Source organism: Microcoleus sp. B13-B6 (assembly GCF_036705405.1).
Taxonomy (GTDB): domain Bacteria; phylum Cyanobacteriota; class Cyanobacteriia; order Cyanobacteriales; family Microcoleaceae; genus Microcoleus.
Window position 1 is genome coordinate 103,326 of sequence record NZ_JAUBUJ010000012.1, and the last position, 14,363, is coordinate 117,688.

Annotated in this window: 17 protein-coding genes; 10 read left to right on the top strand and 7 right to left on the bottom strand. The window is 45.6% G+C overall.

The window, feature by feature from the left end:
• Positions 1–292 precede the first annotated feature (292 nt).
• The gene (locus tag QUB35_RS07895) at positions 293–685 is read right to left on the bottom strand and encodes a Fur family transcriptional regulator (RefSeq protein WP_333055475.1); all 393 of its coding nucleotides are present in this window, start codon (positions 683–685) and stop codon (positions 293–295) included.
• A gap of 143 nt (positions 686–828) precedes the next feature.
• Between QUB35_RS07895 and purS the strand changes: the two genes are divergently transcribed.
• The 3 genes from purS to QUB35_RS07910 all read left to right on the top strand — a co-directional run bounded on the left by purS (position 829) and on the right by QUB35_RS07910 (position 3,242).
• Positions 829–1,113, top strand: a complete 285-nt coding sequence (gene purS, locus QUB35_RS07900) for a phosphoribosylformylglycinamidine synthase subunit PurS (RefSeq protein WP_333055476.1) — start codon at positions 829–831, stop codon at positions 1,111–1,113.
• A 297-nt stretch (positions 1,114–1,410) separates the two neighbouring features.
• Positions 1,411–2,112 (top strand): phosphoribosylformylglycinamidine synthase subunit PurQ, encoded by a 702-nt coding sequence (gene purQ / locus QUB35_RS07905; protein WP_333140954.1) that lies wholly within the window; start codon positions 1,411–1,413, stop codon positions 2,110–2,112.
• A gap of 326 nt (positions 2,113–2,438) precedes the next feature.
• On the top strand, positions 2,439–3,242 hold the full coding sequence (locus QUB35_RS07910; RefSeq protein ID WP_333140956.1) for a DUF4058 family protein: 804 nt from the start codon (positions 2,439–2,441) through the stop codon (positions 3,240–3,242).
• Positions 3,243–3,343: 101 nt separating this feature from the next.
• Here the strand turns inward: QUB35_RS07910 and QUB35_RS07915 are convergent, their stop codons facing one another.
• Positions 3,344–3,907, bottom strand: a complete 564-nt coding sequence (locus tag QUB35_RS07915; protein WP_333140958.1) for a hypothetical protein — start codon at positions 3,905–3,907, stop codon at positions 3,344–3,346.
• Between the two features lie 130 nt (positions 3,908–4,037).
• Here QUB35_RS07915 and QUB35_RS07920 point away from each other — a divergent pair, with 130 nt between their 5' ends.
• The 5 genes from QUB35_RS07920 to QUB35_RS07940 all read left to right on the top strand — a co-directional run bounded on the left by QUB35_RS07920 (position 4,038) and on the right by QUB35_RS07940 (position 7,965).
• Complete coding sequence (locus QUB35_RS07920) at positions 4,038–6,389, top strand: calcium-binding protein (protein WP_333140960.1); 2,352 nt, start codon at positions 4,038–4,040, stop codon at positions 6,387–6,389.
• A gap of 207 nt (positions 6,390–6,596) precedes the next feature.
• Positions 6,597–6,809 carry a hypothetical protein gene (locus QUB35_RS07925; RefSeq protein ID WP_333140962.1) on the top strand — a complete coding sequence of 71 codons (213 nt, stop codon included), beginning with the start codon at positions 6,597–6,599 and terminating at the stop codon, positions 6,807–6,809.
• A gap of 212 nt (positions 6,810–7,021) precedes the next feature.
• On the top strand, positions 7,022–7,183 hold the full coding sequence (locus QUB35_RS07930) for a hypothetical protein (protein ID WP_333140964.1): 162 nt from the start codon (positions 7,022–7,024) through the stop codon (positions 7,181–7,183).
• Between the two features lie 42 nt (positions 7,184–7,225).
• Positions 7,226–7,648, top strand: coding sequence for an element excision factor XisH family protein (locus tag QUB35_RS07935; protein ID WP_333140978.1), 423 nt, complete (start codon positions 7,226–7,228; stop codon positions 7,646–7,648).
• Positions 7,636–7,965, top strand: coding sequence for a XisI protein (locus QUB35_RS07940; RefSeq protein ID WP_333109083.1), 330 nt, complete (start codon positions 7,636–7,638; stop codon positions 7,963–7,965). Before QUB35_RS07935 ends, QUB35_RS07940 begins: the two co-directional genes overlap by 13 nt.
• A gap of 15 nt (positions 7,966–7,980) precedes the next feature.
• Here the strand turns inward: QUB35_RS07940 and QUB35_RS07945 are convergent, their stop codons facing one another.
• The 3 genes from QUB35_RS07945 to QUB35_RS07955 all read right to left on the bottom strand — a co-directional run bounded on the left by QUB35_RS07945 (position 7,981) and on the right by QUB35_RS07955 (position 9,981).
• On the bottom strand, positions 7,981–8,256 hold the full coding sequence (locus QUB35_RS07945; RefSeq protein ID WP_333140966.1) for a hypothetical protein: 276 nt from the start codon (positions 8,254–8,256) through the stop codon (positions 7,981–7,983).
• Between the two features lie 456 nt (positions 8,257–8,712).
• The gene (locus QUB35_RS07950) at positions 8,713–8,991 is read right to left on the bottom strand and encodes a hypothetical protein (protein ID WP_333140968.1); all 279 of its coding nucleotides are present in this window, start codon (positions 8,989–8,991) and stop codon (positions 8,713–8,715) included.
• A 66-nt stretch (positions 8,992–9,057) separates the two neighbouring features.
• Positions 9,058–9,981 carry a M23 family metallopeptidase gene (locus QUB35_RS07955; RefSeq protein WP_333140970.1) on the bottom strand — a complete coding sequence of 308 codons (924 nt, stop codon included), beginning with the start codon at positions 9,979–9,981 and terminating at the stop codon, positions 9,058–9,060.
• A gap of 304 nt (positions 9,982–10,285) precedes the next feature.
• On the opposite strand from QUB35_RS07955, the gene QUB35_RS07960 reads away from it, so the two are divergent.
• Positions 10,286–11,506 carry an HhoA/HhoB/HtrA family serine endopeptidase gene (locus QUB35_RS07960; protein WP_333140972.1) on the top strand — a complete coding sequence of 407 codons (1,221 nt, stop codon included), beginning with the start codon at positions 10,286–10,288 and terminating at the stop codon, positions 11,504–11,506.
• A gap of 318 nt (positions 11,507–11,824) precedes the next feature.
• On the opposite strand, the gene QUB35_RS07965 is transcribed toward QUB35_RS07960, so the two are convergent.
• Together QUB35_RS07965 and scpB are read right to left on the bottom strand one after the other, a co-directional pair.
• Positions 11,825–12,172, bottom strand: coding sequence for a DUF760 domain-containing protein (locus tag QUB35_RS07965; RefSeq protein ID WP_006635907.1), 348 nt, complete (start codon positions 12,170–12,172; stop codon positions 11,825–11,827).
• A gap of 42 nt (positions 12,173–12,214) precedes the next feature.
• The gene (gene scpB / locus QUB35_RS07970) at positions 12,215–12,730 is read right to left on the bottom strand and encodes an SMC-Scp complex subunit ScpB (protein WP_333109076.1); all 516 of its coding nucleotides are present in this window, start codon (positions 12,728–12,730) and stop codon (positions 12,215–12,217) included.
• Between the two features lie 888 nt (positions 12,731–13,618).
• On the opposite strand from scpB, the gene QUB35_RS07975 reads away from it, so the two are divergent.
• Positions 13,619–13,837, top strand: coding sequence for a hypothetical protein (locus QUB35_RS07975; protein ID WP_333140974.1), 219 nt, complete (start codon positions 13,619–13,621; stop codon positions 13,835–13,837).
• Positions 13,838–14,363: the final 526 nt, after the last annotated feature.

Here is a 14,363-nt window from a genome sequence, read left to right on the forward strand (position 1 = left end):
AAACAAAACCCGCCTGCGCGGTTGGACACCGAGTCAATCGATTTTAGATTTTAGATTTTAGATTTTAGATTGAAGCATTGACCCCACGGATAAATACGTTCGGCAAGTTTCATCGGAGACACGTTTTTTATTTCTGGGTCCTGAGTCTGCTTTCGGAATGAATCCGGGGGCTTTTATCCTGGAGGCTTTCGGTCAACAGTCAACAGTCAACAGTCAACAGTCAACACTCAACACTCAACAATCATTTCACTCGTGCAACCGGAATTGATATCACTCATGACTAATAACTTCTCTAAGATTCTTGAGCCAAAGTACATCGATCGCACAATCCAAAAAACTCCAAAGTGTGATAATAAATTTTGAAAGAATGAGATTGTTGTAGTTGGCTTTCTAAGTGGTGGACGGGGCATTCGTCGATCGTAATTGACGCGCCACATTCCAGACAAGTTAGGTGATGTTGATCTTGGTGGGCGGCACCGTAGAGAGACTCACCACTAGCAAGCGTTCTGACGTGAACGAACCCCTCTCGCTTTAAACCGTCGAGGGAGCGGTAAACTGTTGCTAGGCCCATGCTTTGGTCGCTGTTACGCAGTTCTAAGTAGATATCTTGTGCTGAGAGCGATCGATTCAAGTGCTTGAGCAAGTGTAAAATACGCTCCTGACTGCGGGTGCGGTTGGTTCTCATAATTTTTTTGTGTAATCTGCTAGAGTCAAATCAGTCCCTGTTTCTAGGCTATCTTACTTGGGCGAACCAAAGGGCGATCGGCGCGCAGCTCGGTTGTAGAATACAATGGGGCTAACTTTCACATCACCTACCGCAACATTCCCGTGACTCAGAAATATCTTGCCCAAATCTATGTTACCCTCCGCCCTTCTGTTTTAGATCCCGCCGGCACAGCCGTACAGTCTGGTTTGCAACACATGGGATACGACAATGTTGAGCGTGTGCGAATCGGGAAATACGTTGAATTGACGCTGACTGCTGCTGGTGAGTCCCAGGCCCGCGAACAACTCGATCGCGTTTGCGACCAACTTTTGGCCAATCCAGTGATTGAAAATTATCGCTTTGATTTGACTGAAATTCCTGTTGCTGTGGAGACAGCGGCGGCATAAATGCGATCGCCCCTAGCTCTTCGATCCCCCCTAACCCCCCTTAATAAGGGGGGGACAAGAGGGTTCTGAAAGTCTTTGCTAAAAAGCGGGGACAAGAGCATTCACAGTCTTCGTTAAAAAGCGGGGATTCGGAACACTCAAAGTCCCCCTTCTTAAGGGGGATTTAGGGGGATCGAGACTTAGATACAAGCGAGAGAAACATAAGATTTCAGTCTTAAGTTTACACCTCTTCCCTCTTCCTTCTTCCTTCTTCCTTCTTCCTTCTTCCTTCTTCCCTCTTCCTTCTTCCTTCAGCTTATGAAATTTGGAGTTATTGTTTTTCCGGGTTCAAATTGCGATCGCGATGTGGTGTGGGTGACTCAAGGGTTACTGCACCAACCAACTCGCATGATTTGGCACGAAGATACCGATATTTCGGATATTGATATCATTGTAATTCCCGGTGGTTTCAGTTATGGAGATTATTTGCGGTGCGGCGCGATCGCCCGTTTTTCTCCGGCGATGCGGGCTACTGCGGAACACGCGAAACAGGGCAAACTTGTACTGGGTATTTGCAACGGTTTTCAGGTGTTGACTGAAGCTGGTTTGTTGCCCGGTGCTCTGGTGCGGAATGCGGGATTGAATTTTATTTGCGATCGCGCTTCTTTGAAAGTCGAACGCGGTAATACTCGTTGGACTGCGGCTTATACTATGGGTGAAATCATCGATTTGCCGATCGCCCACGGTGAAGGCAACTATTATGCTGATGCGGATACATTAGCAGAACTAGAAGAGCACAAGCAAGTGTTGTTTCGCTACTGCACTCCGGCGGGCAAAATTAGCGATGCTGGGAATCCCAACGGTTCATTAAATAATATTGCCGGTATTTGCAATCGGGCGGGCAATGTGTTAGGAATGATGCCGCATCCAGAACGGGCATCCGATCCGATGTTGGGCGAAACTGATGGGGTGAAATTGTTTCAAGGGTTGTTGATGGCAAGTGTTGCTGCTGTTTTGTAGTTGATATTTGGGGTGTCTATGATTTTAGGAACAGGCAAGATGCCTGTTCCACAAAAAATTAAATTTATTGTGGGGTGGGCCGGAAAGCCCGCTTTTTGCAACAGGCAAGATGCCTGTTCCACAACAGATTAAATTCATCTACAAATAGACATCTCCAATAATTACTGTGGAACAGGCAGGATGCCTGTTCTTGACAAGCTTTAACTGGTTCCCAGGCTCAGCCTGGGAACCTATATCCAGAGGATCTGCCTCGCTTTAAAGCGACGCACCTACCAAATTAAAAATGCTAAAATGATTTGAGAGTCAATACATCGGAGAACAGTCCTATGCCTTCACCCTTTCCTGGAATGGATCCCTACTTAGAACACCCCGATTTCTGGCAGGAAACTCATCATTGGTTAATTTCTGCGATCGCGGCATCCTTAGTCCCTCAAATTCGCCCTAAATATGAGGTTGCAATCGACAAACGAATCTATGAAATTACCGATCCAAATGAAAGTAACGACGAGTCCCTTTTAGTAGGTATCCCCGATGTCGCGATTAAGCGTCAATCTAATAACCCGAATATTCCTACAGGTTCAGTTGCCACTTTAACTGTAACACTTCCGACTACCGTCAAAGTGCCTGCTCCTGAAAAAATTAAACAGACTTACCTGGAAGTGCGAGAAATGGCAACGAAACAAGTTGTCACCGCAATTGAAATTCTTTCTCCTGTCAACAAACGTAGTGGAGAAGGAAGAATTACTTATCTCAAAAAACGCCAGAGTATTTTAGGCAGCTTAACCAATTTAGTCGAAATCGATTTACTACGAAAATGGGAATCTATGCCCATTCTTAATAACTCTATTCAAAGCGATTATCGGGTTTTGGTCAGTCCCAGTAATCGCCGTCCGTTTGCCGAACTTTATGCTTTTAATCTCCGCGATTCTCTACCTATATTTCCGCTTCCCTTGCGCGAGGAAGATGTAGAACCTATTGTTAATTTACCAGAAATATTTGCAGGTATTTACGATCGCGCTGGCTATGATTATCGGATCGATTACGATCGAGAACCCGTACCGTCTCTATCGGAAGAAGATCGGGTTTGGGCTACCCAACTTTTGCAAGAAAAAGAACTTCGAGATAATTAATTATATTTTACTTTATATCGTAGGGTGCGTCGCGATCGACAATCTCTAAATCAACTTGAAAATCTCCCAGCGACGCACCCTACAAATATCTCGCATCTTAGCTATGATAATTCACGCAATATTGTTTCTATCGTCACATCTGGCAGACCAAGCAACTGAGCGATTTGGGATGGTTCGATACCTTGACTGTGCAACTTACAAACGACATCAGCAACATCAATTTCGAGTCGTTCGATCTGAGTTTTGAATCTGGATTCAGTGGCGTATTTGTTGTCAGATTTGCTAGGCAAAGAAGGACAGGGGTTGAGGTTGAGGGTGTGGACGTATTCGACGTATTGAATATAATCTCTGCCGAAGTTTGAGGTATTGCTAATATTTCTGCGATCGATCGCAGCTTTGAGATTGCCTTTTTGCATCTCTTCATCCATCACTGCGGAGAGACTTTTGAGTAGCTTGTAGCCGACTTCTCGGACGTATTTTGTAGTGTAGCGGGTGTCGCGGGCGATCGTTTCGTAGGTTTTGCCATCATACATTCCCTGCAACACTAACTGCTGTAGCGTGTTGAGATGTTTACCTGTTTTTTCAAATATTAGACCATCGACCAATTTCAGCAATTCGTTATCGTCAGGGACGGCTTGCAACGGGCGATCGTCGTTGGGCTGCATGGGTTAAGTGAAGAAATATAAAGTTAAGGAAACTTCGGGCTTTTTCAGTCTTTTTCGGGCTTTTTCAGCCATGACATAGATGAGACAGGTGAGGTAGATTTCTTAAATCACCAACACAAAGCAACAGTATATGCCTGACAATTTAGCTTTGCTGGACAAGAACGATGACATATTGAACGGTAGCAGCGCCACGAATCAAGCGGATTGCGGCTGTGGCTCGAAAAAAGCCACGACTCAAGAGACGGTATCGAATGCTCAGAATATCTTTAGCTTGGGAAGCAACGATACGCTAGAAAGTTCGATCGCGCCAGACTTTTTGAATGGTAACACGGGAAATGACTTTATCTCCGGTAGTGTTGATGGGGATATCGGGCGATCGGCTTCTCAAGTCGGCATTGGCTCACTTTCGAGCGATGGTAGTGCTTACATTTTAACTGAGGGAAGCGACACATTTACGATCGCGATCGGTTTGCTGGATACCCTTTTAGGTGGTTTGCGGGGTTTAGGCGGTGCGGATTCGATTACGGGTTCGGAATCTGGGGATATCGTCTATGGCGACGAAGGAAATGACCGAATTGAGGGCCTCGGTGGTGCTGATTTGCTCTACGGCGGCTTGGGAAACGATTTTCTCAGTGGCGGTGCGGGCCAAAATGGTCTCCTTGGCGGTGATGGTGCAGATACTTTGCAGGGTGGTGAAAGTGCCGATGGTGTCAACGGAAACGCAGGTAATGACGTAATCTTCGGTGGAGGTGGAGACGACTTTTTGCGGGGTGGTCGCGGTAACGATATTGTGAATGGGGAAGATGGCGATGACTTCCTGATTGGCGATTTGGGCAACGATACCCTGACTGGTGGTGCGGGTCAAGATGTGTTTTTTCTGCGCTCTGAGGCGGCTTTAGGCTCTCCTACGTTTGACTTAATCACCGACTTTCAAAGAACGATCGATTTCATCGGACTTAGTACAAATCTTAAGGAATCCGATATTGTTTTAGAGTCGAAATTGCAGCCTTCGGGTGGTTCGGCTGTGGATATTAAGGTGGCTGCAACAGGGGCTTTGTTAGGTACTGTTTTGGGAGTTACACCAGATGATTTAAGAGGTCGTTTCAGACTTTATGATGTGGAACCAGATCGTCCTGAAGATAGAGTCACCATTAATTTACCGGAAGTAAAAAAGCTCTCTGACAACAGATTTCAGATGGAGTTTCCGGCGAGTGATGGTAGCAAATATATCACTGTTATTCAAGATGATGCTGACGGACGTTTCGTAGAATCAGTTATATTCGTACCCAATCGTACAACTGGTGTTCGTGGTAGTACAACGCTCTTTAATCGAGATGGTAGAAGCGCTGATATCACGCTTGAAGGCTCTAATGAAACGGCGCGAGTTGAGTATCAACAAAGTCAAGAAACTGGAAAGCCGGATCAAGGTGTTATATCGTGGCTTAAGGATGGTCAGGTTATTGACAAAGTAAATTTTCCTCTGCCAATCGAGCCAACTCCAATACCTACTCCTAAACCACCAGTTACTCCTCCGACCGTTGGTCAACCAGATTTTGCGAAAGCTTGTCAGTCGGTTAAAGACTTCTGTGAAGGAACTGCAAAACTGGCTAAAGTGGTTGATTTTGCTGCTAACGTTGCATTAGTTACTGGTATATTGTTTGCTGTTCCTAGTGGAGGACTTAGCCTATCACTTGACGTTATTGGCGCAGAATTGAAGGCAGCGTCTGTTGGATTTAAAGTCCTTGACTACAGTTGCAAACTTCTTACAGGTAGCGATAAAGACCTTGGTGATGCGGTAATTGACGAATTGACTGGGATAGGAATTGAGAAAGCTCTCAAATCAGCAGGACTTGCAGAAGACTTAGAAAATGCTGTAGGAGGTACTTTAGATTTAGCTTCATCTACTAAGGATCTCACTGATTTATTTTTTGGGGAAGAGAAGCCGACAGAACCTTCTAAAACCAACTTTTTGCCTCAGTTCCGAAAGTTTCTTGCTGATAAGACGGGTATTCCATTTGACTTTTGCGATAAACCTGCGACTACTCCTGTAACACCTCCACCAACTTGTTCGGAGCAAGTCTTTAAGGCAGAAGTCATCCCTTCAGTTCTCAATTATGGACAAACGGCAGAAGTCAAAGTTACCTACTGCGATCCACAAAACAAACTAAACAACATACTCGTAGAACTTAGGACAAGAAGTGGTGAAATACAAACCAAAAACATTCCCGTTTCCTCTTCGAGTGGCACGGTAAGTTTCGAGATCCGAAATAAGTCAAACGCTTTTGGGGACTGTGATGATCTTGGTTTTGCGGCTACTGGTAGGCCAGGAATATCGGGTAGTGTTGTCATTACAGGTATAAGAGACAACGCTAATGGATTCGCTTCATTCGGGGCTCTGCCTGACTTTTTTCTCACTGGTGGATTAACCCAGATCCCTACTCAATTCGACAGTAGAGCGGTGTGTGGTGTGGAGTTGGTTTAAGGGCGATCGGGTTTGTTGTGGATGGGCGATCGGATTTTTGGGTTGATGGGCGATCGGGTTTTTTGTCGATCGGGCGATCGAATTTGATTTGTTAGTCCGTTAGTTAGTCCGCGCCAGGGGCTAGTTGGTTCGTTGCCGAGTCCGCCAGGGGTTGAAACCCCTGTCTCATAGCGAAAGTCCTCTGAAAGAGGACTGAAGAGTTAATTGATGTGTATCGGTTTCATGCGAATTTTCAGTCGGTTTCAACCGACTTTAGCTATGAGACGGGGGTTTCAACCCCCGGCGGGCTGTGTCACAAAGCAGACAAATTTTCAGTCGGTTTCAGGGCGATCGAATGTGAGAGAAATGTGCGATCGAATTTTTGTGTTGATTGCGGCGATCGAATTTTTGGGTTTTTGGGCGATCGGGTTTTTGAGTTGATGGGCGATCTAATTTGAAATCCTCGGCGGTTGAAATCCCGGCGGTTAGAAACCGCGTCTACACAAACGATGTCCGCCTACGCGGACGAAGAGGGTATTCGGAGATTGAAAATCATCGGGTGAAATCTTCAACCCGCCTTCGCGGGTTTTGTCTGTGTAGACGCGGTTTCAACCGCCGGGTTTTTGGGGTTTCAACCGCCTGGTTTTTGGTTTATGGGCGAGCGGGTTTTTTGTGGAGGGGCGATCGAATTTGAGAGAAATGTGCGATCGGGTTTTTGGGTTTATGTGCGATGGGATTTTTTGGCTTTATGGGCGATCGGGTTTTTTGTTGATCTGGCGATCGGGTTTTTTGTTGATCCGGCGATCGGGTTTTAATGATTGGTATAAAATAGAGAGTGAGAGCAATGAAGTGTGTAAATACCTGCTAAAGATGTTTTTCACGATACTGTCAAAGCTGCCTTACAAAAAGATGGATGGATAGTTATCCGTGAAAACTTTCGGGTGCAAGTCGATGACGAAGGTTTAGCAATGTTTATCGATTTGACCGCAGAAAAGTTAATCAGTGCAGAAAAAGCAGGTCGAAAAATAGCTGTGGAAGTCAAGAGCTTTCGAGAGCGATCGGATTTCTACCAGTTTCATGCAGCCCTCGGTCAATTTCTCAACTGTCGAGCGGCATTGAGAGATATTATGCCAGATTTGATTGTGTACTTAGCAGTTCCTTTAGAAACCTACAATGAATTATTTAGGTTAAAATTCATTCAAGGACGTGTGGAAGAATACGATATCAAGCTGATTATTTTTCGTCCCGATTCGGAGGAAATTGTCTTATGGAGAAATTAAACTATACTGAAGCGATCGACAAAATTCTGAACAACTTCTCAGACATGGTTGTACGAGAAGGAACAGAAGTTAAAATTATTCGCGATCGCGAAAGCGGTAATTACCTGGTTATTCTCGCAGGCTGGAACGACCAATTAAGAGTCTACGGCGTTTCAGTTCACATTGAGCTTAAAGATGATAAAATCTGGATTCAACAGGATAGGACAGATACAGGAATAGCTGAAGAATTGGTCGAATTCGGAGTCCCAAAAACTGATATCGTACTTGCTTTTAAGTCTGGTTTTACTAGAAAGTTTACCGAATACGCTGTTAGTTAAATGATTCATTCGGCGCTAGGGATGATCCTCATAGATACCAGCACGACTCACCGCAAAATCCGATACCCTAGGGACATTTACTCCCATGTTTTGAATGAACTCATCAGCCAATTCATCTAAAAGTATTTCAAACTCGCAATCGCTGATTTCTGCATCAGAATCACTTACGGTTGATAACAGGCTCGGCGCTGACTTCCAAGTTAGGAAATCAACAAAATTAAGAACAACTTCTCGTTGCGGTTTACCTAAATAACGCAGCTTACTTACAATGCTTTCAATTACAGCTTCCATACATTTATAGTTGAGCTTTAATTGTGATTAATTTCAGGGAATTATAGCAAAACTATCAAATTTTGTCAAATTTACCCAACTGCGGGAGAATGGGAAGGGATCTCGGCTTTTTGAGAAACGGGCGATCAGGTTTTTGTGTTGATTGGGGCGATCGGGTTTTTTGTGGATGGGCGATCGAATTTGAGAGAAATGTGCGATCGAATTTGATTTGTTAGTCCGTTAGTTTGTCCGCGCAGGGAAAGCCAGTTGGTTTGTCCGCGAGTCCGCCAGGGAATGAATTCCCTGTCTCATAGCGAAAGTCCTCTGAAAGAGGACTGAAGAGTTAGTTGATGCCTATCGGTTTGAGGCGAATCTTTAGTCGGTTTCAACCGACTTTAGCTATGAGACGGGGGTTTCAACCCCCGGCGGGCCGTGCTTTAGCTATGAGACGGGGGTTTCAACCCCCGGCGGGCTGTGTCACAAAGCACACAAATTTTCAGTCGGTTTCAGGGCGATCGAATTTGAGAGAAATGTGCGATCGGGCAATAAGTTGTTCACCAATAAGTGATTAATGGAAACCCGATTAGTGCGATCGTTACTTGTTTCTCGGATTCTATCAGGTTCAAAAAGATTGTGAGTAAAATAAACGGGGTTTGCGTCAGTTGTTTTTGTAAGTGAGTCTGGTAAAATGTTGGTAACATATTTTTTGCGATCGGCAATCGTGTAATAATTCTGCTGCCTATCTTTTTTTACCACAACACAGCTCAATCCTTACCCCGTCTGGATTTGGGGCGGGTTGTCACCCCCAGCACACTAACAATCCTATTTTTTAATAGTCGCTTGCAAATAAAGCAGCGGGTCTTCAGCAACCCAACCCAAACCCGAATTGTACCGAACTTCAAAATGCAAATGAGATGGCGTAATGTCCCGTTTTCCCGTCGTCCCCACAGTTCCCAAAACTTCTCCAGACTGCACTTTTTGACCGACTTTTACCGCAATATCTTTCAAATGAGCGTAGCGCGTTTGCTTCCCCGCTTCATGGTTCACCACCACTAAATTCCCGTAATCCCCCTGCGGCCCGGCAAAGGCGACAGTCCCTTCGCCCGCCGCCAAAACCTGCGTACCCTCCGACGCCAAAAAATCTACGCCGCTGTGGAAAAAAAATTCGCGCCGCGCCGGATGCAATTGCCGCCCGTAACGCAAAGCTTCCACTGCTGGCGCGGGCAGCGGAAATCCTTGCACCGATGGCGTTGCATCGGGATTGATAGAAGGCCCGATCGACCTATTCACCGCAGGCACAAACACCGTTTTCCCCAAAGGCCTGCACCCATTCGCCTCAAATAGCAAATCTGCGCGCACTTTGTAAGCTTCTGCCAGTTTTTGCCAATTCCAGCCTGCAGGCACTTCTACCTCGATGCCACTGTACGGAGGAATGACGATCGCACTTCCAGCAGATACTCCACCGCCCCGCAACATCGGATTTATCCCGATCAGCGCCCCAGGAATCACATTGTACTGCCGCGCGATGCTTTCTATTGTTTCGCCCTGGGCCACCGTGTGGCGGCGCAACCGAGACATAGCCGGACTCGGGCAATCGCGTGCGGGGTCGGGGTTTTCTACAGGTGCACCTGAAGGAAGATTTGCAGGTGGGATTTCGGTATTTGCCGCCGTTTTCTCAACGGGTGCGATCGACCAAATTAGTGCAAAAATCAGCGGAAATAAGGGTTTAAAAGTCATTATGTACATAAAAAAGTATTCATTTCGGACAGTTGACAATTTTAAAATCCTGTAAAATTGCATATTTACAAGCTCTAGCCACCCCCCAGACTGTAAATCCCAGGCTAAGCCAAGTTAGGATGAGAATTATTAGTTTGAGTCGCTCTTGGCAAATCCGGCAAAATTGCCTGTGATGCAAATGGGCGCCTGCCTGTTAACAGCTATGTTCTTGAGGAAGCGGTACGCCCCGCCCCGCTTCCTTCCCGTCGCCAAGACAAAAAAGCTTGATTCGGAACCTGTCTGCGGGGATGAGGTATTTAGCGGGAGTTATTAAATGAGTTTATCTTTTAAGCAAGCGACCCTTTATGTGACTCTGCTGTCAATCGGCGGAGGTATGGGATGGTTGGGAAATCGCTATCTGCAAGGCTCAAACAATCTGGAAACCGGATTGGTTTTGCCAGTAGTACGCCAGCAAATCCCCCCCTATCCCTCTCCTTCAGTTCAGGAAAATCGGGCGGTCGATCGCAGCAATCCCAATTTTATTGCTGAAGCAGCCGAAAAAGTCGGCCCGGCTGTAGTGCGGATTGACGCCTCAAGCAAGGTGGCGAATCAAGTGCCCGAAGCTTTCAAAAATCCTTTGTTTCGTCGGTTTTTTGGGGAGAATTTGCCGCAGCCGGAAGAACGAACCAAGAGAGGTACGGGTTCCGGGTTTATTCTCACTTCTGACGGCCGCATCGTTACTAATGCTCACGTTGTCTCCGGGACGGATACTGTCAAGGTGACGCTCAAAGACGGCCGCGAGTTTGAGGGTAAGGTGCAGGGAGTCGATCCGCTGACGGATGTCGCTGTGGTTAAGATTAATGCTAAGGAACTGCCGCAGGTGGCTTTGGGTCGATCGGACAATATTGTACCGGGACAGTGGGCGATCGCGATCGGCAATCCTTTAGGTCTCGACAATACCGTGACTGTGGGCATTATCAGCGCTACGGGTCGATCGAGTTCCCAAGTCGGCATCCCCGACAAGCGAGTCCGCTTCATCCAAACCGACGCCGCCATCAACCCCGGCAATTCAGGCGGCCCGCTGCTCAACGACCAAGGCGAAGTAATTGGCATCAATACCGCGATTCGCGCCGACGCTCAGGGCTTGGGATTTGCAATTCCGATCGAAACCGCCAAACGAGTTTCCGATCAGCTATTCGCCAAAGGTAGAGCCGAACATCCCTATCTCGGCATTCAAATGGTCAGCTTGACAGCAGCCACCAAGGCAGAACTCAACAAACAGCTCGATAATAATAAAATTACCCTCGATCAAGGCGTAGCCGTGGCGCGAGTCGTGGAAAATTCCCCCGCTCAAAAAGCCGACTTGCGCCCCGGAGATGTCATTCAAAAAGTTGACGGAATTGCGGTTAACACTCCCGGTGACGTGCAAGAACGGGTGGAAAACACGGTTGTGGGCAAAGAACTCGAACTGGAAATTAACCGTTTGGGTCAAGTTCAGAATATTAAAGTACGTCCGGGTGCTTTTCCCCTATCGGGTAGCTCCGCCGGTGGGTAATACCATTTTCGATTTTCGATTTTCGATTTTCGATTAAAGAATTAAGAATGACTTACTGCATAAGGATTTGGATCTTATCTGCAGTTGCATTCTTTTTTGAAATTGGTATTAGTTGCAAGGGTGGAGGATGGAAGATGAATCTGATGCTTTATAGTCCTGGAAGCAGTAACCGGGTTTTTTCACCAAAATCCTCGGTGTAGCGCTAGGGATTGCCGGTTAACAGCCCGGTTTCTTAATTCCCTGTGCCTCCATGATTCAGGATTATGGATTTTTCTGAACAACTTTCATCTTTCTGGCTTCCCCAACCCGTTGACCTTTTTACTTGTCTTTGGGTGAGTTTGGTTGAATCGAGCTGGTGCTTGCTAAATTTTCTTCGAGGTGCATCCTTTGCTCCATTTGCCTCAAAAAATATCCTGTCATCATCGCTGAAGCTAGCAAACCTGCTAAGTTTTCGCGATCGGTGGTAATTTCGACGTTAAAATTTTCTGAAGGCAAAACGCCGACAAGTCCTTGAACGTTATGAGAGATTATTTCTCTGATGTCGGGGCTGACAGACTTGGCGACGCGGGCTAGCACCTCCGGGGATTGGTGTTGGAGGTACTTCAGCAGTGGATTGACTGCGGTTTGTTGGGCATTGGATGTGTCAAAGTCAGGGTGAAAAACCATTTGGCGATTCTTAATTTCTGGCTGGTTACATTCTACTTCAAACTACTCGTCATTGCTTGGGTACAAATTTGCCTGAAAGTCAATTTGTAATTGTTTTGGCAGTTGGTCTACTTGAAAGTACCGGTGAAATTTCTCGGTAACTTGTAACCAATACGACCGCCCTTCAGTCGGCCGCCGTTTGCGGACGAAACCCATTTCTACCAGTTCCTGCACTTGTTGGTAAGCTCCTGAACCTCGCAAGTTAACTAAATCTGGCTGAGCGATGCCGCCTTTGAGGGCGATCGCCGCCAGCGTCCGCAAAGCTCCCACACCTAATTCTGGAGGTATTAAAGTTTGCATTAAACTGGCAAACTCTTCTCTGAGTTGCAGGCTGTATCCTGTGGGGGTTTCGACGACTTCTAATGCACTGTCGCGGTGGGACGAGTCAGACATGAGTTCGATGATGGCGTCTTCGGCTTCGGCTCGATCGCACTTGGCAATCTCGGCGATTTCTGCGATCGACACTGGCTGACCTTTTAGGTAAAGTATGGCTTCTATTGTTGTGGCTAAGCGAGTCATTTGGGAATTAGTAATTAGGAATGGGGACGTTGAAAGAAGAAGGAATAAGCAAAAAAGAAGAAGGAATCAGGAAAACAACAGTTATCCGTATTTCCGTAACTTCCGTGTCGTGAAGAATGAGAGTTAGGAATAAACATTCCCCTTACACAAATTATTAATAGTGTAGGTTAGGTTGAGAAACAAAACCTACACTATTAATTTTCTTTTTTTATATCAATCCGAGACGCAGGAATATATAACGTTTCTAGCTCTCCTGAGCTTATGGTAAAATATATCAACCAATACAGATGACGGGGCTAGTACCGATTTTTGGTAAAAAAAATATGGGGTCAGTCTTGTTAAGAAGCCCCATCAGTTAAAAATGTTACCTCAATCATACCAAATTTGTTTCCAACACCAGCTCAAAAACACCGAATACTTGACTGTGACTATTTTAGTTTTTCTGCTCCCAACCCATAAACAAGTGAGTATTGAGTTATTGGCGAAATTGATGCCATACCCAATCATGTTTGAGAGCAGACGACGTTCTATTCAACGGTTTCTCAAGCTACCTATCCTCAAGATAGAAAAGCTTTGGTTTCATCTGCTTAAATATATCTGGAGAACTCAATTTAAAAAGAAACAAGAGTTGAAGGTCGCCATTGATAGAACGCAGTGGCGAGATAAAAATATGTTGATGATTAGCCTGATTGGGGACAAGAGAGCTTTACCGTTGTAGTAGCAGATATTGCCTTCGCTGTGCCTGTAGCAACATCCGAGAACAACAAAGCTTAATCTGCCCCATTCTTGGTCTGCTAAAAAAATATAAAATGGTCCTTTTAGGAAACGCCTGAATTTGCAAGCGTTAAGCTGGCAAGTGGGCTGTGTGAAAATAACATAAGGTTTGTTTTGAGAGTAAAACAGGGACGCTATATTCAAGAAGAAGGAGAGGAATTTAAGCGGTTGAGTGAGTGTGGTTTAGTAGCAGGTACGAGCTTTTATGTGACAGGAGTTAAAATCAGCAGCAAGGATTTGGCTGTTTTGATGTCGCTGGTTATGGGCAACGAAAATATCGAAATAGTGGCGAAGATGAAGACTGGTATTTACTCACCAATATCGCGAAATTGAAACAAGCTGTAACAGCGTTTAAATGTCGCAGTGGTATCGAAGCAATGTTTAAGGATTGTAAAACAGGAGGCTATAATCTTGAAAAAAGTTACCCTGGTGACGACCGCCTCAAAACTTTAATATTATAAAACTTTAATATTTTTAATAGCTTTAGCTTATAGTTGCTTATAGTTGTGCGATTTTACAAGGACACAAGCTCAAGCTTATGGGAATTCCTACATACATCGGTCGCCTTACGGTCGTCGAGGCGATCGCAACGCCGTCATAGTAGCTTTTGAATTGGATTATACGGTCAATCGTGGGCGCAGCGAAGCGGAGGGAGTAGGGAGGGAGCTTTGCCATGCACCCATTGCGGAATTGATGAAAATTAGACGCAATCATATCCTCTTCCCTCAGATTAGCAACCCGGACTTCTAACAACGGAAAAAGGAATAGTATCCCAGTGATGCCAGTGCGTCTGTGTAGAGACGGAAAAAAAATAAGGGTAAAAAACCCTGAAGACTGCAGAGAATTAAGTCATCATCAT